This is a genomic window from Cupriavidus taiwanensis (assembly GCF_900250115.1).
Taxonomy (GTDB): domain Bacteria; phylum Pseudomonadota; class Gammaproteobacteria; order Burkholderiales; family Burkholderiaceae; genus Cupriavidus; species Cupriavidus taiwanensis_B.
Genome location: NZ_LT984803.1, coordinates 2,937,670 through 2,956,950 on the forward strand (window position 1 = coordinate 2,937,670; position 19,281 = coordinate 2,956,950).

At 67.9% G+C, this 19,281-nt stretch carries 19 protein-coding genes; 12 read left to right on the forward strand and 7 right to left on the reverse strand.

Features of this window, described 5'->3' with window-relative positions; genetic code table 11:
• Positions 1-150: 150 nt before the first annotated feature.
• From fabG to mpl, 4 genes are read right to left on the reverse strand one after another with little or no spacing between them, the layout of a single operon-like run.
• Entirely contained in the window at positions 151-891 is a 741-nt protein-coding gene (fabG, locus tag CBM2586_RS13700; RefSeq protein ID WP_115688020.1) for a 3-oxoacyl-ACP reductase FabG, read from the reverse strand.
• Entirely contained in the window at positions 888-1,553 is a 666-nt protein-coding gene (locus CBM2586_RS13705; RefSeq protein WP_115688022.1) for a chorismate--pyruvate lyase family protein, read from the reverse strand. Before CBM2586_RS13705 ends, fabG begins: the two co-directional genes overlap by 4 nt.
• The gene (locus CBM2586_RS13710; RefSeq protein WP_115661181.1) at positions 1,550-2,164 is read right to left on the reverse strand and encodes a YqiA/YcfP family alpha/beta fold hydrolase; all 615 of its coding nucleotides are present in this window, start codon (positions 2,162-2,164) and stop codon (positions 1,550-1,552) included. Before CBM2586_RS13710 ends, CBM2586_RS13705 begins: the two co-directional genes overlap by 4 nt.
• 14 nt (positions 2,165-2,178) lie before the next feature.
• Positions 2,179-3,567: a UDP-N-acetylmuramate:L-alanyl-gamma-D-glutamyl-meso-diaminopimelate ligase gene (gene mpl, locus CBM2586_RS13715; protein ID WP_115661180.1), complete on the reverse strand. Its 1,389-nt coding sequence runs from the start codon at positions 3,565-3,567 to the stop codon at positions 2,179-2,181.
• A gap of 187 nt (positions 3,568-3,754) precedes the next feature.
• Here mpl and CBM2586_RS13720 point away from each other — a divergent pair, with 187 nt between their 5' ends.
• The 10 genes from CBM2586_RS13720 (at position 3,755) to CBM2586_RS13765 (ending at position 12,544) form a co-directional block, all read left to right on the forward strand.
• Positions 3,755-4,444 (forward strand): UDP-N-acetylmuramate--alanine ligase, encoded by a 690-nt coding sequence (locus CBM2586_RS13720; protein ID WP_115661179.1) that lies wholly within the window; start codon positions 3,755-3,757, stop codon positions 4,442-4,444.
• Between the two features lie 35 nt (positions 4,445-4,479).
• Positions 4,480-5,028 (forward strand): TlpA family protein disulfide reductase, encoded by a 549-nt coding sequence (locus tag CBM2586_RS13725; RefSeq protein WP_115661178.1) that lies wholly within the window; start codon positions 4,480-4,482, stop codon positions 5,026-5,028.
• Positions 5,029-5,223: 195 nt separating this feature from the next.
• Positions 5,224-5,721: a type II 3-dehydroquinate dehydratase gene (gene aroQ, locus CBM2586_RS13730; protein WP_115661177.1), complete on the forward strand. Its 498-nt coding sequence runs from the start codon at positions 5,224-5,226 to the stop codon at positions 5,719-5,721.
• A gap of 167 nt (positions 5,722-5,888) precedes the next feature.
• A complete protein-coding gene (accB, locus tag CBM2586_RS13735; RefSeq protein ID WP_115661176.1) occupies positions 5,889-6,356 on the forward strand; it encodes an acetyl-CoA carboxylase biotin carboxyl carrier protein in 468 nt (155 codons plus the stop codon).
• Between the two features lie 240 nt (positions 6,357-6,596).
• Positions 6,597-7,949 (forward strand): acetyl-CoA carboxylase biotin carboxylase subunit, encoded by a 1,353-nt coding sequence (gene accC, locus CBM2586_RS13740; RefSeq protein ID WP_115661175.1) that lies wholly within the window; start codon positions 6,597-6,599, stop codon positions 7,947-7,949.
• 39 nt (positions 7,950-7,988) lie between these two features.
• The gene (gene prmA, locus CBM2586_RS13745) at positions 7,989-8,882 is read left to right on the forward strand and encodes a 50S ribosomal protein L11 methyltransferase (RefSeq protein ID WP_115688024.1); all 894 of its coding nucleotides are present in this window, start codon (positions 7,989-7,991) and stop codon (positions 8,880-8,882) included.
• Between the two features lie 9 nt (positions 8,883-8,891).
• Entirely contained in the window at positions 8,892-10,355 is a 1,464-nt protein-coding gene (locus tag CBM2586_RS13750; protein ID WP_115688760.1) for a DUF3426 domain-containing protein, read from the forward strand.
• A 98-nt stretch (positions 10,356-10,453) separates the two neighbouring features.
• Positions 10,454-10,954, forward strand: coding sequence for a thiol peroxidase (gene tpx, locus CBM2586_RS13755; protein WP_115688026.1), 501 nt, complete (start codon positions 10,454-10,456; stop codon positions 10,952-10,954).
• 128 nt (positions 10,955-11,082) lie between these two features.
• Positions 11,083-12,030, forward strand: coding sequence for a carbohydrate kinase family protein (locus CBM2586_RS13760; RefSeq protein ID WP_115661172.1), 948 nt, complete (start codon positions 11,083-11,085; stop codon positions 12,028-12,030).
• A 37-nt stretch (positions 12,031-12,067) separates the two neighbouring features.
• A complete protein-coding gene (locus CBM2586_RS13765; RefSeq protein WP_115661171.1) occupies positions 12,068-12,544 on the forward strand; it encodes a hypothetical protein in 477 nt (158 codons plus the stop codon).
• 267 nt (positions 12,545-12,811) lie between these two features.
• On the opposite strand, the gene CBM2586_RS13770 is transcribed toward CBM2586_RS13765, so the two are convergent.
• Positions 12,812-13,393 (reverse strand): histone H1-like DNA-binding protein, encoded by a 582-nt coding sequence (locus tag CBM2586_RS13770; protein ID WP_062801739.1) that lies wholly within the window; start codon positions 13,391-13,393, stop codon positions 12,812-12,814.
• Positions 13,394-14,908: 1,515 nt separating this feature from the next.
• Here CBM2586_RS13770 and CBM2586_RS13775 point away from each other — a divergent pair.
• Positions 14,909-15,373 (forward strand): DUF2147 domain-containing protein, encoded by a 465-nt coding sequence (locus tag CBM2586_RS13775; protein WP_115688028.1) that lies wholly within the window; start codon positions 14,909-14,911, stop codon positions 15,371-15,373.
• A gap of 125 nt (positions 15,374-15,498) precedes the next feature.
• Here the strand turns inward: CBM2586_RS13775 and CBM2586_RS13780 are convergent, their stop codons facing one another.
• Both CBM2586_RS13780 and CBM2586_RS13785 read right to left on the reverse strand, forming a co-directional pair.
• Positions 15,499-17,619, reverse strand: coding sequence for a TonB-dependent receptor (locus CBM2586_RS13780; protein WP_115688030.1), 2,121 nt, complete (start codon positions 17,617-17,619; stop codon positions 15,499-15,501).
• A 179-nt stretch (positions 17,620-17,798) separates the two neighbouring features.
• A complete protein-coding gene (locus tag CBM2586_RS13785; RefSeq protein WP_115688032.1) occupies positions 17,799-18,671 on the reverse strand; it encodes a LysR family transcriptional regulator in 873 nt (290 codons plus the stop codon).
• Between the two features lie 131 nt (positions 18,672-18,802).
• Here CBM2586_RS13785 and CBM2586_RS13790 point away from each other — a divergent pair, with 131 nt between their 5' ends.
• Positions 18,803-19,195: a tautomerase family protein gene (locus CBM2586_RS13790; protein WP_115688034.1), complete on the forward strand. Its 393-nt coding sequence runs from the start codon at positions 18,803-18,805 to the stop codon at positions 19,193-19,195.
• Positions 19,196-19,281 lie beyond the last annotated feature (86 nt).

Consider the following 19,281-nt stretch of genomic DNA (forward strand, 5'->3'; position numbering starts at 1 on the left):
GGTGCCACCGCGCGCACCCGGACATCAACGCGTGCGAACGGGAACGGGTGCGGGGCGCGAGGGCCTGTCGGCGGCCTGCCGGTGACCGGCAAAGACCCAGGCCGAGACCTGGCATGATACCGCACCCCGGTGCGGCCGCCCTCCGGGGGTTCAGAGCGACATGCCGCCGCTGGCCTCGATCGCCACGCCGTTGACGTAGCTGGCGTCGTCGCTGGCCAGGAAGGCATAGATGCTGGCGATCTCGGCGGGCTCGGCCAGCCGGCGCAGCCAGCACGACGACTTCATGCCGTCCAGCACCTTGTCCGGCACGGTCTGCAGGATCTCGGTGTTGACGAAGCCCGGGCACACCGCGTTCACGCGCACGCCCTTGGGGCCCAGCTCGCGCGCCCAGGTCTTGGTGAAGCCGATCACGCCGAACTTGCTGGCCGCGTAGTTGGTCTGGCCGAAATTGCCGTACAGGCCGACCACGCTGGAAGCGTTCAGGATCACGCCCTTGCCCTGCTCGGTCATCAGCCCGGCCACGGCCTGCGCGCAGTTGAATACGCCTTTCAGGTTGACGTCGATGACGGCGTCGAACTGGGCCTCGGTCATCTTGGCCAGGCGCGCGTCCTTGGTGATGCCGGCGTTGTTGACCAGGATATCGACCCGCTCGTGGGCGGCCAGCACGGCGGCCACCATGGCGTCGACCTCGTCGCGGCGCGTAACGTCGACGCGGTAGGCCGAAACGGTGGCACCGGTGGCGGCCAGCCTGGCGGCGGCCTCGCGCACCCGCGCTTCCTGCACGTCGCACAGCACGACAATGGCGCCGTCCTCGGCAAAGCGCTGCGCGGTGGCAAAGCCTATGCCGGCGGCGGCACCGGTGATGATGGCAACCCGACCCTGCAGTTTCATCTCGTGGTCTCTTTCTTGATTTCGGTAGTGTGTGTCGAAACAGGGCTTCGGTCTGTCGTCCGCATATATTTGGGATGCGGTACCGCCTCGGTCCCCGGGGATGGCCGCGACAGCAGGTCCGGCAGGAACACTTCTGTCACGAGCATGACGCCGCCGCCGCGCCGGAACACCGAGCGCCGCGCGGTCAGCATCGGCACTGCAGCCGTGGCCGGCAGCACGCGGTGCAGGGACTGGCGCAGCGGGTGGTGCGGCAGCAGCCGCGCAAACTGGAACGGCTCGCGCCGCACCGCCGGATCGACGAACAGGCGTCCGCCCAGCGGGCGCTCGCCCAGCCCGCGCAGGAATGGCCAGTCGCGGCGCGCGTGGCGCAGCCGCACCACGGTGTGGGCGAACACGGCGGGGATGTCGTCGCAGATCAGCAGCACCTCGCGCGTCAGCGCGGGGGTGCGGTCGGGCTGGCCCAGCGCCTGCCATTCGTCGGCGAGCGGACGCTGCGGCGCCTGCAACAGCCGCGCCACGCGAAAGCGAGCGGACGCGGCCACCAGCCGCGCCGTCAGCGAACCGTCATCGCCGGTGACCCAGCGCCGCAGGTTCGGCGGGATCGCCGCGTCGAAGGCCAGGTGGGGACTCCAGCCGCAGCGGCGCACCGACTGCGCGCTCATGCCGCGTCGGCGCCGGCCGGCACCCTGCCGCCGGGGCCATAGCCGCAGAAGGCGAGCACATCGTCGACATAGTCGGCAAATCCGCTGATGCCGTGGTCGCTGCCCTCGATCACGCGGATGTTCGCGCCGGGGCAGGCCGCCACCATTTCGCGGTAATCCAGCACCTCGTCGCCGGTGGCGGCGAGCAGGTAGTAGCGCTCGGGGCGGGTGATGGTGTCCACGCGCAGGTCCAGCAGTTCCTGCAGGTGGCGGCGTTCGACCGTGACCGAGCCGCCGCCGTGCCACAGCGGCTGTTCGCCGAGGTAGCTTTCGAGGTCGGTCCAGGGATGGATGGCAGGATTGAGCAATACGGTCTTGCAGCCGTGCTGCTCGCCCAGCCAGCGCGCGTAGAAGCCGCCCAGCGACGAGCCGACGATGGCGATTTGCTGGTCGCCACCCGCCTGCGCGGCGCGGATCGCCGCCTGGGCCTGGGCCATGGCGAGCGCCGGCGAGACATTGAGCAGGGGGCAGGCATAGTAGCGCCCCACGCCCCACTCGCGCATGCGCGCCTGCACCAGCTGGGCCTTGAACGATTGCGGCGAAGAGCGGAATCCGTGCAGATACAGCAGCATGGCGGTGCGTCCGGTCAGCCCGCGGCGCCCTGGTGCAGCGCGTCCAGCAGCTTCTGGTGCACGCCGCCGAAGCCGCCGTTGCTCATCACCAGCACATGGTCGCCCGGCCGCGCCGCGGCGCACACCGCCTGCACCAGTTCGCCGAGATCCTGGAACGCGGTGGCGGTGGCGCCCAGCGGCGCCAGCGCTTCGGCCAGGTCCCAGCCCAGCGCGTCCTTGCCAGCGGGAGCGCCGTAGCCGAACACCAGGTCGGCCTGCTCCAGGCTGGCCGGCAACTGCGCCTTCATCACCCCCAGCTTCATGGTGTTGGAACGTGGCTCCAGCACCGCCAGGATGCGGGCACCGCCGACACGGCGGCGCAGCCCTTCGAGGGTGGTCTGGATCGCCGTGGGATGGTGGGCGAAGTCGTCATAGACGGTGACGCCGCCGGCCACGCCGCGCACTTCCATGCGGCGCTTGACGTTGGCGAAGCGCGACAGCGACGCGATCGCCTGCGCGACCGGCACGCCCACGTGGCGCGCGGCGGCGATCGCGGCCAGCGCGTTCATGCGGTTGTGGGTGCCCTGCAGGTCCCACACCACGGTACCGGCGACGGCGTTGCCGAACCACACATCGAACGCATCCTTGCCCGGCGCCGCCTTGGTGCCGGCAGCGTCGCTCTCGCGCCAGTCGCCGACGCCGAACTGCTCCACTTCACTCCAGCAGCCGCGTTCCAGCACGCGCGCCAGGCTCTCCTCCACGCCGTTGACGACGATCCGGCCCTGGCCCGGCACGGTTCGCACCAGGTGATGGAACTGGGTCTCGATCGCGGCCAGATCCGGGAAGATGTCGGCGTGATCATATTCCAGGTTGTTCAGGATGGCGGTGCGCGGCCGGTAGTGGACAAACTTGCTGCGCTTGTCGAAAAACGCCGTGTCGTACTCGTCAGCCTCGATCACGAAGAAGTCCGATTCGGTCACGCGCGCCGAAATACCGAAGTTCTGCGGCACCCCGCCCACCAGGAAACCAGGGTTGTAGCCGGCATCTTCCAGGATCCAGGCCAGCATCGAGGTGGTGGTGGTCTTGCCGTGCGTGCCGGCCACCGCCAGCACCCACTTCCGCGCCAGCACATGCTCGCCCAGCCATTGCGGGCCTGACACATAGGGCTGGTTGCGGTCGAGGATGGCCTCCATCAGCGGATTGCCGCGCGAGACCACATTGCCGATCACGAACAGGTCCGGCTCCAGCGCCAGCTGGGCCGGGTCGAAGCCCTCGATCAGTTCGATGCCCTGGGCTTCGAGCTGGGTGCTCATCGGCGGGTAGACGTTGGCATCGCAGCCGGTGACGCGGTGGCCGGCCTGCTTGGCCAGCACCGCCAGGCCGCCCATGAAGGTGCCGCAGATGCCAAGGATATGAATATGCATGGGTTCCCGGAAAGACTTGAAGCCCGCAGGCGAGGGGATTCGGGCCCGGCGGCGCGGCGGCTGGGTTGGAGCCTTGCGGCGCTGCGGCCGGGCAGGAAGCCTTCGATTGTACCCGAGCGCCAGCGCCCTTCCCTGCACTGGGACAGCGCCGGCAGCGCGTGCGCTGAAGCCTCCGGTATCATGGGGCATGAACCGACGTACCGCCCCAGACCCCACCCGCCTGCGCGAGGAAATCGCCCAGGCCGCCGCCCGCATGATTGCCGAAGACGGTGCCGACTACGCCACCGCCAAGCGCAAGGCCGCGCGCCAGGTGCTGGGCGAACAACGCGTGCCGGGCGAATGGTTGCCCGACAACGAGCAGGTCGAGGCCGAGGTACGCGCCTACCAGGCGCTGTTCCACGCCGACAGCCAGCCGCGCGTGCTGGCGCTGCTGCGCCGGCTGGCGGTCATGGCCATGGAAGACCTGGCAACGTTCCGTCCTTATCTGGTCGGCGCCGTGCTCAACGGCACCGCGACCGAACACTCCGATATCTATCTGCAGTGCTTCTGTGACAGCGCCAAGGATGCCGCGCTGCACCTGATCAACGCCGGTGTCGACTTCGAGACCAGCGAGAGCCGCCATTTCGGCGGCCGCGGCGAGGTCGAAACGCTGAGTTTCCTGTGGAAAGGCCAGTGGCCCGACCGCCGCGAGGCGCGACTGCTCGCGGGGGAGGTCCGTGCCGAACTGGGTGCGCCAGTCGGCATCCATATCGCACTGTATGATGCCATCGACGAACGGGGCGCAATGCGGACCGACGCCTCCGGGCGCCCGGCACGCGCCGATGTGCAGGCCGTGCAGGCCTTGCTGGATGCCGCCGGCGCCGCCGGCAACGCCTGAAGCCCCGTCCCACCTTCTACTGTTCAAGCCATTCCATGACTGAAACCATCGCCCCGCCCGCACGCCGCTCCCGTCTCTGGCTGTGGGTCGCCGTCGCCGTAGTCGCCTGTGCGGCCGGAGCCCTGGCTGGGCATTTCGTGTTCACGCCGAAGCCCGTCAGCGATCAGGCCGTCGAAACCTTGTTCCAGTCGCGTCTGCCCGATCCCGCTGGCGCAGAGCTGGACCTGAACAAGCTTCGTGGCAAGACCGTCGTGGTCAACTTCTGGGCGCCGTGGTGCGGTCCATGCGTCGAGGAAATGCCGGAGCTGACCGCGCTGCATGACGAGTTCAAGCACCGCCAGGTGGAATTTGTCGGCATCGGTATCGATTCCGCGGCAAACATCCAACAGTTCACTAAAAAGGTGCCGGTCGCTTACCCGCTGGCCGTGGCGGGATTCGCCGGGACCGAGTTGTCCCGCAATTTTGGCAACAGTGCCGGCGGCTTGCCCTATACGGTCGTCATCAATCCGGACGGATCGGTCAAGTATCGAAAGATGGGCCGGGTCACCGCGGACGAACTACGTGCCGTGTTGCCGCGCACTTGAGTCACTTTCGCGCCATCATCGCGCAATTTCGGGTTTCTGGACGGAATTACGCAAGACCCGCATCCTTTTGCGTGAAGGTGCTCGAAAGGCCGGCGCGAGCGCTTCGCAAGCCCGCAAGCCCTGTATCGCGTGCTAGACAAATCCCTCTAAGCTACGGTAATCTCCGCGCAATTTCGTTGATCTGGTCGAGCCGCCGTGACTGCATCCCGCTCTATCCGTCGCTCACCCCGCTACCGCAAGGTGCTGGTCCTGCATGGACCGAACCTTAACCTGCTGGGAACGCGCGAGCCGGAAACCTACGGGCACACCACGCTGGCCGATATCGACGCGGCGCTGGCCGAACGCGCGGCGAAAGCCGGCATTTCGCTGGCTACGTTCCAGTCCAACCACGAGGGAGCGCTGGTCGACCGCATCCATGCCGCGCGCGCGGAGGGGGTCGAGTTCATCATCATCAACCCGGCGGCCTATACGCATACCAGCGTGGCACTGCGCGACGCGCTGGCCGGCGTGGCGATCCCGTTCGTCGAGGTGCACCTGTCGAACGTGCACCGGCGCGAAAGCTTCCGGCACCACTCCTATTTCTCGGACGTGGCGGTCGGGGTGGTCTGCGGGCTTGGCTGGCAGGGTTATCTGCTGGCGCTGGACTATGTATTGGGCCAGGAGCAGCCCCCGCCCGACAGTTCGGGGAGCTGAACCCCCACAAGGATTTTTTCGACAACCTGCGCGCGCCGCCCGGCGGCCTGCGCCCGTTGGCGTGCCTCGGCACGGCGGGTGCGGACTTCCGGTGGCCGGCACAACGATTGTTCCGCCACGGCCCGTCTCGGGCAGCGGCGGAAAACCCGATTCAGGAGGATAAAAAGATGGACCTGCGCAAGCTGAAGACGCTTATCGACCTGGTGGCCGAATCCGGCATCTCCGAGCTGGAAGTCACTGAAGGCGACGGCAAGGTACGCATCGTCAAGCAACCGCCGCAAGTCATCGCCGCGCCGATGGCCATGCCGCAGATGCAGGCCCTGCCCGCCGCCGTGCCGGCGGCCACGGCCCCTGTCGGCGCCGCCGCACCGGCTGCCGAGCCGGCTCCGCAACTGCCCGCCGGCCATGTGGTGACGTCGCCGATGGTGGGCACCTTCTACCGCGCGCCGTCGCCGGGCGCCGCGCCCTTCGTCAACGTCGGCGACGCGGTCAAGGAAGGCCAGACCGTTTGCATCATCGAAGCCATGAAGCTGCTCAACGAGATCGAGTGCGACAAGGCCGGCGTCATCAAGGAAATCCTGGTCGAGAACGGCCAGGCCGTGGAATACGGCCAACCGCTGTTCGTCATCGGCTGATCCTGACCGGCATGCCGGGCCCGATGCCGCAGCCGTCCGCGCCAGCGGTCCACTGCGGCCCCGCCCGCACCGCATGCCAGGGCGCTTCCCGCGCCACGGACGTTGTGGGCTTCGCGGCCCGTTCCGTGCAGTTCCATGCAGTTCCCGCAGTCTCGCCGCCCTCACCGGCCATCGCGGAGCGCGCCTGGCGCGCCATGGCGCCACGCAGCGGGGCCGCTACTGTTCTCGCAGAGAGAGACCATGTTTGAAAAAATTCTGATCGCGAACCGCGGCGAAATCGCTCTTCGCATCCAGCGCGCCTGCCGCGAGCTGGGCATCAAGACGGTCGTGGTGTACTCCGAGGCCGACAAGGAGGCCAAGTACGTGCGCCTGGCGGACGAAGCCGTCTGCATCGGCCCGGCCCCGTCGCCGCTGTCGTACCTGAATATGCCGGCCATCATCTCGGCCGCCGAAGTGACCGACGCGCAGGCCATTCACCCCGGCTACGGCTTCCTGTCCGAGAACGCGGACTTTGCCGAACGCGTGGAAAAATCCGGCTTCGTCTTCATCGGCCCGACCGCCGACAGCATCCGCCTGATGGGCGACAAGGTGTCGGCCAAGCAGGCCATGATCAAGGCCGGCGTGCCGTGCGTGCCCGGCTCGGACGGCGCCCTGCCCGACGATCCCAAGGAAATCCTGGCGACCGCGCGCCGCGTGGGCTACCCGGTGATCATCAAGGCCGCCGGTGGCGGCGGTGGCCGCGGCATGCGCGTGGTGCATACCGAAGCCGCGCTGATCAACGCCGTCAACATGACGCGCGAAGAAGCCGGCCGTGCCTTCGGCAATCCCGAGGTCTACATGGAGAAGTTCCTCGAGAACCCGCGCCATGTGGAAATCCAGATCCTGGCCGACCAGCACAAGCAGGCGATCTGGCTGGGCGAGCGCGACTGCTCGATGCAGCGCCGCCACCAGAAGGTGATCGAGGAAGCGCCCGCGCCGCACATTCCGCGCCGCCTGATCGAGCGCATCGGCGACCGCTGCGCCGATGCGTGCAAGAAGATGGGCTACCGCGGCGCCGGCACCTTCGAGTTCCTGTACGAGAACAACGAGTTCTATTTCATCGAGATGAACACGCGCGTGCAGGTCGAGCACCCTGTCACCGAGATGATCACCGGCATCGACATCGTGCAGGAGCAGATCCGCATCGCCTTCGGCGAAAAGCTGCGCTTCCGCCAGAAGGACGTGCAGTTCCGCGGCCATGCCATCGAATGCCGCATCAACGCCGAGGACCCGTTCAAGTTCATCCCGTCGCCGGGGCGCATCACCGCCTGGCACATGCCGGGCGGCCCGGGTGTGCGGGTCGACTCGCACGCGTATGATGGTTACTTCGTCCCGCCCAACTACGATTCGATGATCGGCAAGATCATCACCTACGGCGCCACGCGCGAGCAGGCAATCGCCCGCATGCGCATCGCGCTGTCGGAAATGGTGGTGGACGGCATCCTGACCAACGTGCCGCTGCACCGCGAGCTGATGATGGACGCCAACTTCGTTGAAGGCGGCACCAGCATCCACTATCTCGAGCATCGCCTGGCAGAACGCGCGAAGGCCTGAGCACCGGTCTGAGCAACCCGCAGCAACAGAAGGAAGCCCGTGGCATTTCAGGAATGTGTGATCGAAGTGGCGCAGGACCAGGCCGAGGCCTGGTCTGACGCCCTGTTCGACCTCGGCGCGCTGTCGGTCTCGGTGGAAGACGCCGACGCCGATACGCCCGACGAGCAGCCGCTCTTTGGCGAGCCCGGGCTGGAACCGAAGCAACTCGCGTGGAACCGCTCGCGCGTGGTCGCGCTGTTCGGCGACGACGCCGATCCGGCCGTGGTGGTGGCGGCTGCCGCCAACCAGCTCGGCATCGACCCGGTGCCGCCGTACCAGCTGCGCGCGGTCGAGGACCAGGACTGGGTGCGGCTGACGCAATCGCAGTTCGAGCCGATCCGCGTGGGCGAGCGCATCTGGGTCGTGCCGTCGTGGCACGACGCGCCCGAGCCCGACGCCGTGGTGCTGGAGCTCGACCCGGGCCTGGCCTTCGGCACCGGCAGCCATCCCACCACGCGGCTGTGCATGCAGTGGCTGGAGCAGAACCTGACGCCGGGCGAAACCGTGCTCGACTACGGCTGCGGCTCCGGCATCCTGGCGATCGTCGCGCGCAAGCTGGGCGCCGGCGACACGGTCGGCATCGACATCGACCCCAACGCCGTGGAAGCGTCGCGCTACAACGCCGAACGCAACCAGGTCGAGGCGTCATTCGCGCTGCCGGAATCGGTGTCCGAGGCCAGCTACGACCTGGTGGTCGCCAATATCCTGTCCAATCCGCTCAAGCTGATGGCGGCCATGCTGAGCGCGCGCGTGCGCGCCGGCGGGCGGCTGGTGCTGTCCGGCGTGCTCGAGCGCCAGGCGGAAGAAGTCGCAGCGGCCTACGCGCCCTGGCTGCCGCTGACGGTGTGGCGCAGCGAGGAAGGCTGGGTCTGCCTGCACGGCACCCGCCCCTGATTGCGCCCGATGGCCGCCGTCAAGCTAGTCACGCGCTGCCCGGCCTGCCGCACCGCCTTCCGGCTGGTCGCCGACCAGTTGCGGCTGCGCCAGGGGCTGGTGCGCTGCGGCCAGTGCGAAACGGTGTTCGACGCGCGCGAGCACCTGATCGAGATTCCCCTGCCGGCGGGCACCAGCGCGGTCAGCGCCCCGGCACAGAAGCCGGCTGCCTCTGCCACAGCTTCCACACCTGCCACACCTGCCGCGCCTGCCCCGGCGGCCGCTGAAGCCGCCACGCCGCCCGCATCGGCGCCAGCGCTAGCTGGGCAGATGTCCGCCCCGAAGCCCGCCTTCACCCCGACCATCGATCCCGGCTATGACGTGCCGGCGCTGGATGCGCCGACCATGCTGATGTCGTCGCCCGAGGACACGGCCTTGCCGCCGCAGGCCGGCATGGACGATGCCGAGATCGAGCGTGCGCTGCGCGAAGCCAACGCAGCCGTCGCCGACCGCGATGCGCGCGACGCGCAGCGCCAGGCAGCGGACGCGGTCGCCGAAGCGGCCCCGGTCCCGGCACCGGCCGCAAAGCAGCCCACGCCGCCAGCCGCGTGGCCGGCGCTCGATCACGGCGCGCTCGATAGCGCCGCCGGGACGCCTGCGGCGCCGGCCCCTGGCGCGATTCCCAGCGCGAGCGAATTCCTGCGCGCGGCATCGGCCGACACGGCACCCGAGCCCGCGCCGTGGCCGGATCACACGCCGCTCCCGGCTGACACCCCCTCGCAACCAGCTTGGCCGGCGTCCCCGGACGCGGCCCCCGCCGCCGGCGACGAGGACCAGGCGACCGCCGCCGCTGCCGACACCATCGCCAGCGCCACGGGCGGCGCCGTCGCGCGCGAGCAGGTGACCCGCCGCTGGGTCCGCGCCGAAGCGCCGGCCGGCCCGGTGTTTGCCCCTGACTTCCTGCGGCACGCGCGCGAGCGTGAACGCGAACGCGAGCCGCGCCGGCCCATCGCGGTGCCGCGCGCCGCGTGGCCCGCGCTGGCCGTGGTACTTGCCATCGCCGCGCTGTTGCAGCTGGTCTACCTGGGCCGCAGTCAATTGGCCGGGCACTTTCCGATGCTGCGCCCGGCACTCGAGGCGGCATGCGCGCCGCCGGGCTGCACGGTGCCGCCGTGGCGCGACATCGATGCGCTGCGCATCGAGACCTCGCAGCTGCAGCGCCAGGATGAAGGCGGCGACACCTACCTGCTGGCCGTCACGCTGCGCAACCAGGGCCGCGCCAGCACCGCGCTGCCGGCGATCGAGCTGGTCATGACCGACCTGCAGGACCAGCTGCTGCTGCGCCGGGTGCTGCAGCCTGCGGAATACCTGGAGCCATCGCAGCAGGCCTTTGCCGCGCAAGGGCTGCGCGCGGGCATGGAGCTGCCGGTTCGGGTACGATTCCGAACGCAGCAGGCGCCAGCCAACTATCGCGTGCTGATTTTTTACCCCTGAATTCCTGGCCCGCCGCCGGACCGAATCCGAGTCAGGCAGCGAGCCTTGCCCCCGCTCCGGACCGCAACCGGAAACCCATCAGATCTCAAGGAGTAGACATGAGCAACGTCACCCTCGGCGGCAACGCCATCGAAGTCGCAGGCAAGTTCCCGCAAGCCGGCGACAAGGCCCCGGCCTTCTCGCTGGTCGGCAAGGACCTGAAGGACGTCACGCTGGGCGACTTCGCCGGCAAGCGCAAGGTGCTGAACATCGTCCCGAGCCTGGATACGCCGGTGTGCCAGGCCTCCGCGCGCAAGTTCAATGAAGCCGCCAGCGGCCTGGCCAACACCGTGGTGCTGACCATCTCCGCCGACCTGCCGTTCGCCATGGGTCGCTTCTGCAGCGCCGAAGGCCTGGCCAACGTGGTGCCGCTGTCGACCATGCGCGGCGCCGAGTTCAAGGGCAACTACGGCGTCGACATCAAGACCGGGCCGCTCGCCGGCGTGACCGCGCGCGCCGTGGTGGTGCTGGACGAGAACGACACCGTCAAGTACAGCCAGCTGGTGCCGGAAATCAAGACCGAGCCCGACTACGACGCCGCCCTGGCCGCGCTGAAGTAACAGGCGGCACGCCTGCGATGTCAGCGGCCGCCCGCAACCCGGGGCGGCCGCTTCTGTTTTCTGCGTTACTGCTTCTGCCCGCGAGGGCGCCGATCCACCAAAAGACCAATCTGACACCTGGAGAGAGCATGGCCAGCCTGATCTGCGGCTCCGTCGCCTACGACACCATCATGACGTTCGACGGACGCTTCCGCGAACACATCCTGCCGGACCAGATCCACATGCTGAACGTCTCGTTCCTGGTGCCCGGCATGCGCCGCGAGTTCGGCGGATGCGCCGGCAATATCGCCTATACGCTGAAGATGCTGGGCGGCGATCCGGTGGTGATGGCCACCGTCGGCAGCGACGCCGAGCCCTACCTGGAATACCTGCGCAAGCTGGAGATCCCCACCGGCCATATCCGCGTGCTGCCGGAGACCTTCACCGCGCAGGCCATGATCACCACCGACCTGGACAACAACCAGATCACCGCCTTCCACCCTGGCGCAATGAGCCAGTCGCAGCTCAACCAGGTCAAGGACGCGCTGGGCGGCGCCCAGGCGCCGAGCCTGGGCATCGTCGCGCCCGACAGCCGCGAAGGGATGCTGCACCACGCGCGCCAGTTCGCCGAAGCCGGCGTGCCGTTCATCTTTGACCTGGGCCAGGCCATGCCGCTGTTCAACGGCGACGACCTGCGGGAGTTCGTCGAACTCGCCAGTTACGTGACAGTCAATGACTACGAAGCGCAGGTCCTGCTGTCGCGCACCGCGTGGACCAGCGCCGAGGTTGCCGCCAAGGTCCGTGCCTTCATCGTCACGCACGGCGAGCGCGGCGCCAGCATTTTTGCCGATGGCCGCCAGTACGCGATCCCGGCCGTTGCGGCCGAGCGCATCGTCGACCCGACCGGCTGTGGCGACGCCTTCCGCGGCGGCCTGCTCTTCGGCATTGAAAACGGATTAGACTGGGAAACGACCGGCCGCCTGGCATCGCTGATGGGGTCGGTCAAGATCGCGCAGCAGGGTCCGCAGAACCACTGGTTATCGCGCGAGGAAATCGGCAACCGGTTCCAGTCCGCATTCGGGTACCGCTACGCCTGAGCTGCGGCCAGCGCGTAGCGTCTTTTCGGGAACTGACATGAACAAGAAGCTACGCGGCGGCGCGCTTGCAGTCCTTGGGGCCGCCGTGGTTGCCACGCTGGTGGCCGGCTGCGCCACCCAATCCAATTCGAACAGCGTCTACGGCACCGGCCAGGCGCAGCGCGAGCAGACCGTGCGCTACGGCGTGGTCGAAGGCATCCGCGAGGTCACCATCCAGGGCGGCCAGACCGGCGCCGGCACGCTGGCCGGCAGCGCCATCGGCGGCATCGCGGCCGGCAGCACCATCGGCGGCGGCAACGGCGCGGTGGCGGCCGGCATCCTCGGCGCGGTGCTGGGCGGCATCGCCGGCAGCGCGACCGAGAACAAGATCAACCAGCGCCGCGCGCTGGAGATCACTGTGCGCCTGGACAACGGCGAGATGCGAGCGATCACGCAGGAGGCCGACGAAGCCTTCCGCCCCGGCGAACGGGTGCGGCTGCTGTCCTCCGGCGGCGTGACCCGCGTCACGCACTGACGGCCGCGCAGGGCCTCGCCCAAGGCGCCCCGGGCGCCGTACCCGCAAGGGTGCGGCGCTTTTTCTTTGGCCGCTCTGGCGGCCATCCATGCCGTAGCGCAGCCTTTGCGCGCCCATGAAAAAACCCGCCGGGCGGTTGCCATCGGCGGGTCGGCAAGACCAGGTGTCTTGCGGACCGGATACGCGGTATCCGGTCATGCAGGCACGACTCGCGTGCCGAGGTGGTTCCTTGCGGAACGGGTAGGGTCCACGCCTTGGCGGCGCAGCTTACGGACGGTTGCCCGTCGGGAACGGCCAGGCAGCGGCCGGGTTCAGCGCGGTCTTGGCAGCCGAAGCGGGAGCAACCGCAGGGGCCGCGGCAGGCTTGGCGGCAGCCTTCTTGGCAGCCGGCTTCTTCGCAGCAGCCTTCTTGGCGGCCGGCTTCTTCGCAGCAGCCTTCTTGGCCGGTGCAGCCTTCTTGGCAGCGGCCTTCTTGGCAGGCGCCTTCTTGGCAGCAGCCTTCTTGGCCGGTGCGGCCTTCTTGGCGGCGACCTTCTTCACTGCGGCCTTCTTGGCCGGTGCCTTCTTGGCGGCTGCCTTCTTGGCCGGTGCGGCCTTCTTGGCGGCGACCTTCTTCACCGCGGCCTTCTTGGCCGGTGCGGCCTTCTTGGCGGCTGCCTTCTTGGCCGGTGCGGCCTTCTTGGCGGCGACCTTCTTCACCGCGGCCTTCTTGGCCGGTGCCTTCTTGGCGGCTGCCTTCTTGGCGGCCGGTGCAGCCTTCTTGGCGGCGACCTTCTTCACAGCAGCCTTCTTGGCGGCCGGCTTGGCGGCCTTCTTAGCCGCCGGCTTTTTCTTTGCAGCAGTTGCCATGGATAACTCCTTCACTAGAGAGTGAATATCGAATGACCTAAGTTGGCGACCCGACCGACCCGAGGCGCGCCACAGCAGCGCGGCCCCAGTCGAGCGAGCGATTCATCGGCGTGCGGCCCGACCACTGCTGCACGCTAATGAATTCGGTTGCAGGGGCACCGCCCATGGCGGTGACTTGGCGGCCGGCGCGAGCCCGCAAGCGGGTCTCGGGCACATGCCGCGCCCTGGAATATTCGATCAGCCCGCACCGCCCGTTGAGCCGGCGCGCGGCCAGAAATGAGGAGATATCGGACAGCAGGCCTGCGGTGCGGGCTTGGCCTCGCGCACGGCAGGCGGCATTCATTCGGTGGTAGCGGGTCCAACCCGTCAATGGACCAAGGGAGACTGCACGCGTTTTAAGAAGCCGGTCGGGCCTGGTCTGCGTCAAAGTTCTCGTGCTCCTCAGCTACTACCTTCGTCATTGCATCGAAGCGCGCATCGCGCTTTTCGGTTCATCTTGCTTCCTGCTTCGCTGCAATGAAGTGAGACTCTTGTCAAGGCGAATCATAATTCGTTTGCACGATGATGTTAAGAAAAAAGTGCAAAAAAACTTGCCTGCATGCACCGCTCCAGCTAGTTCTCACGCGCGTCGTCACGAAGACGTTGCCGACGACATCAAAACGCGTCGCACGCATGCCGGTGTCGGGACCCACCACGCGTGCTCGCGCACGCCGCGCGCTGCCCCGTCGCTGAACGCGCGCGCCGCAGCTTTTACACACAGTCCCGCGTAGCGATGACAAGCCGCGCTGCGAGTGCGCGGTGACTGCGAGAAGCTCTGCCGCGCGCCCTCGCGCTTTCTCAAAAGCCGCATGGACAAAGGCTTTGCGGGCGATGCACCGATACGCGAGCGGCGCGCCCCGCGCAACGCGGCGGCACGCTTCGACACGCGCGCGCCGCGAACTCCGGCGCGCGCTCTGCATGCTTTACACACTCGACCCGGCACGCACGCGCAGCGCCGCGCTCGATGCTCGGCGACACCGGCGTCGGTCGCTGCGCGACACCATCGCCGAGCACGCGCGCGAGTGATGCGTGTACGCAACGGTTTGCATCGAAGCAACATCGAAAGGGCATCGCGAAGGCATCGCAGAGACAGCGCGGCGGCATCGAAGCATTGCGATCGAGCCATGCCGCGACGACCGCGAAGCATCGCGGCAACACTCCGGCAGTCGCTGCGATGAGGGCGCGTCGCGTCGCGCGATCCGGAGCACGCGCGGCGCGATTCGCGGATGCGTGCGCGCCTTCGCGACGCGCGCGGCAAGTTGCCGCGCGGTGTCTCGTACGTCCGCTTAGAGGATTGCTTCGGCGGCGCGTGCAGGCGCGTTTTGCTGCGCCACAAAAACCCGCAATCCCCCGCCGCACGCGGCCTGGCGGGCAGCAGCCGGGTGCGGCGAAGCGGCGCGCGCCACGCCGCGCCGGATTGCGGCGCGGCGGCTGCGCCAGTAGATTGGCGTGGCTACGGACCTCAAAGGAGACATCATGCGCAGCCCTTCCCTCATTGCTTCCACGGTACGCGCCGCGGTGCTGGCCGCCACCCTGCTCGCCAGCGCCGCGGCGCTGGCGCAGGCCACGCCGAGCGGCACGTGGAAGACCATCGACGACAACACCGGCAAGCCGCGCGGACTGGTGGAGATCACCGAGAAGAACGGCGTCTACAGCGGACGCCTGCTCAAGAGCTTCGTCGACAGCGACGGCAAGCCGCGGGTCTGTGACAAGTGCACCGATGCACGCAAGGACCAGCCGCTGATCGGCATGACCATCCTGTCCGGCCTGCGCAAGACCGGCGACAACGAGTGGAGCGGCGGCGAGATCCTGGATCCGGAGAACGGCAAGGTCTACAAGAGCAAGATGTCGCTGGCCGAGGATGGCAACAAGCTCAACGTGCGCGGCTTCATCGGCATCAGCCTGATCGGACGCACCCAGACCTGGGAGCGCGAGCACTGATCGCTGCCGGCACTCAGGGTTTCTCCGGGGCATGCCGTTGCATGCCCGGTCAAAGGAGAACCAACAGGCGAAAAAAAACCGGGCGGTGATGAACCGCCCGGTTTTTTTGTCCCCGATGCTGCGCTTTACATGCGGTAGCGCAGGGTTGCCATGACGCTGCGCGGAGCGCCCGGCATGTTCAGGTTGGGGTTGGTGCCGTGCGCCGAGACGATGTAGCCCTTGTCGAACAGGTTGTACACGTTCAGCTGGGCCTCGAAGGCGCCGCGGCGGTACCAGGCCATCGCGTCGGCGGTGACATAGCCGGGCAGGGTCACGGTGTTGCCCGGATTCGCGAAGCGCTTGCCGACCAGGTTCAGACCGGCACCCACACCGAAGCCGTGGCCCAGATCCTTGGTCAGCCAGACGTTGCCGCTGTGCATCGGCGTAATCGTCGCGCGCTTGCCCTGAACCGGTTGTCCAGCATCGATCTGGGTAGAGTTAGTGACCCGGGCGTCAAGGTAAGCATAGCCAGCCAGTACACGCCAACCTTGCGGCAGTTCCGCCGCACCGGACAGTTCCACGCCATCGGTCCGCTGCGTGCCGATCGGAAGGATGGCATTGCCGGCGGCGTTCTGCACCTTCATGTTGTTCCGCTCCAGGCGAAACACCGAGATCGTCGTGCTGGCCTTGCCGTTCAGCCAATCGTACTTAGCGCCGACTTCCGTATTCCGGGTGCTCTCCGGACCGAGATCCGCATTGTTGGCCGCCACAGCGAACGCTTCGCCGGACGGCTGGAACGACTTGCTCCACGACACATAGTACGACTGCGTCTTGCTCGGCTGCCACACAAGGCCGGCACGCGGGCTCCAGGCAGTGTCGGTGCGAGACAGGTCGCGCTGGCCGGCGATGCGGTTCTTGGTCTCCTGCTGGAAGTTGTCGTAGCGCACCCCGACCAGCGCCTTCCACTGCTCGCTGAAGGTGATCATGTCCTGGGTGTAGAACGCCAGCGTGTCGAAGATGCCCAGGTTCGAGGTGGTCGGGGTGCCCGGCGCCAGGCGCGGCAGCACCGGCAGCACCGGGTTGAACAGGTCGAAGGTGCCCGGCACCGGCTTGGTGTTGTTGATCTGGTCCTTGTTCTGCTGACCGATCTCCATGCCGTACAGGATCTCGTGCTTGGTGCCGAAGATCGTCGCCTTCTGGATCAGGTCGGTCTGGTTGAACCAGCCATGTTCCTCACGGCGGACATTGCCGTGGTTCATGGTCAGCTGTTGCGTCGCTTCGTTGACCGCGGCGGTCAGCGTGTTGTTGCGATCGAGCGAGTAGTGGTAATACCGCGTGGCATTGCGGATCGACCAGTTCTCATTGAAGCGATGGTTGATCGTGGCGGTGCCGGAGAACACACGCGACTGCGAGTAGTCCGCATCGCGCGCATTGGCCGCGCCGTAGTAGCGCGACGCGGGCACGTCCACCGGCCGCCCGCGGTACGCCGGGATGCCGAAATCGGTGACGCGGCGGTCTTCCAGGTAGTCGGCCTGGAACAGCACGGTGGTCTCGGGCGCCACGCGCAACTCCAGCGACGGCGCGATCGCCGCCCGGTCCAGGAATTGCTGCGAGCGGTAGCTGTTGGCCTTCTCCACCGCGCCGGTCACCCGGAACGCCGCGGCGCCGTCGGCGAACACTCGGCCCACGTCGGCCTCGGCGCGGCGGTCGGCCCACATGCCGTAGCTGAGCGCGAAGTCGGTGACGTCGATGCCCGGCTTCTTGGTCACGCGGTTGATCAGGCCACCCGACGAGCCGCGCCCGTACAGCACCGCGGCCGGTCCCTTGATGACTTCGACGCGGTCGACGTTGGACATGTCGCGGAAGTACAGCGCGTCGTCGCGGATGCCGTCGACGAACTGGTCGGCGATGGCGGTGAAGCCGCGGATCGAGACCTGGTCGCGCTGGCCGTCGCCGTGCGAGAACGACACGCCCGGCACGTTCTTCAGCGCGTCCTGCATCGAGGTGGCGTGCTGGTCGCGCATCACCTCGGCGGTGACCACGTTGACGGTCTGGGGGACATCGCGTAGCGGCGCTTCGGTCTTGGTCGCGCTGACCGCATTGGGCGGGTTGTAGCCCTCCCCCAGCTCGCGGCTGACATCCGCCTTGACGGTGACCTCCGGCAACTGCGCCGGCGTCGCCGGTGCGGACTGCGCCCACACCAGCATCGGTTGAAAAACGAAGCTCCCCGCCACCGCGGCACAAATCGGGTGAAGTTTTATTCTCATTGGCCTGTAATCGACTGTAATAATTTAAAAATGCCGGCAAATTATCGATTACGGCTTTGTCACGGTCAACGAGATTGCGAATTATTCCTATTCCCAATCCGGATATGTTGCTTTCAACACAATGGCACCCACCTGGCGGGAATCGATTGGTGGCCCTTTTCTGACTTCAAGGGGACGCGCTAGGCCAGTTGTGCAGCCAGCGCATCGCGCGCTTGCGCAATGAAGGCCGACTCCCCCCGCCGCGCTGGCAGCAGGAAGAATTCCGCCTCGGGCAGCCGCGGCAATCCCAGCCGCGCAACCGTGGCGGCGTCCAGCGGCGCCACGCCCGGCCCGATCGCCGATGCGTTCAGGCACGACACGCCCAGCCCCGCTGCCAGCGCCAGGTGCAACCCCGCCACCCCGGAGGCAGAGTGCGCGATCTCGAACGGCACCCGCTTGCGCAGCAGCCGCTGCACCACGTACTGGTGCAGCGAGCAGGTATCGGGCAGCAGCACCAGCGGCACGGTCGCGGGCAGGCTGTCGGCTTCTGTCGGCGCGGCGACCCAGGCGAGCGGCTCGCGCCGCAGCACCGTGCCGCGCGCGGCCGGCCCGCGCGTGCCCGGCAGGCGCATGCTGAGGCCGATATCGAAGGTGTCGCGCCCGGCGGCGGCGTCGATCGCCGCGCTCTTCATCACCGTCACGTGCAGGCGCAGGTACGGATAGCGCTCGCGCAGGCGCCGCAGCATGCCGGCAATCTCGCCGGGGCGGAAATAGTCGGTCACCGCCAGGCGCAGTTCGCCTTCCAGCGCGTGGCCGCGCAACTCCTGCAAGGCCAGCTCGTTCAGCGCCAGGATGCGCCGCGCGTGCGCCAGCAGCCGCTGCCCGGCCGGCGTCGGCTGCGCGCCGTGGCGGCCGCGCGTCAGCAGCGGCACGCCGGCGCGCTCTTCCAGCTTGCGCAGCTGCTCGCTGACAGACGACTGCGACAGGAACAGCCTGGGCGCCGCGGCCGACAGGCTGCCGCTGTCGGCAACCGTCACGAAGGTGCGCAACTGGTCGGTGTCGAAGCCACGCATGGCAAGCCTCCGGGCAGGGTTGGAATGATTTCGGCATAGCCGATGGAATGCATCGATTATTCCCGCTTTTCCGATACCACGCCACGCCCTACCATGGCTTCACCAACCCGCTCGAACCCAAGGAGCCCGCCATGCCCCACATCGTCCTGCACCTGTCCGGCCACCCCGATGCCGACCTCACCCGCCGCAGCGCCAGGGCCATTGCCGACCTGACCGAGCGCGTGCTCGGCAAAGCGCGCGACGTGATCGCCGTGACGGTCCAGTACATCCCGCACGACCACTGGATCATCGCCGACGCGCCGCTGTCCGAGCATGGCTGCAACGCCTTCCACCTGGATATCAGCGTGACCGACGAAACCAACACCAAGGCGGAGAAGGCGCAGTTCATCGCGGCCGTGTTCGAGACCATGTCCGGCCTGCTCGGCAAGCTGCATCCGGTCTCCTACGTCCACGTGATCGACGCCCGTGCCGCGGCGTATGGCTACGGCGGGCGCACGCAGGAGTATCGCCACCAGCACCGGTGAACCTGCCCTGCTCCTTCATGCCGGCCGCCGCCACCGGCGCGGCCGGCGGCGAGCCGCGAGGTTTCGCCGACGGCCAAGCTGTGGCA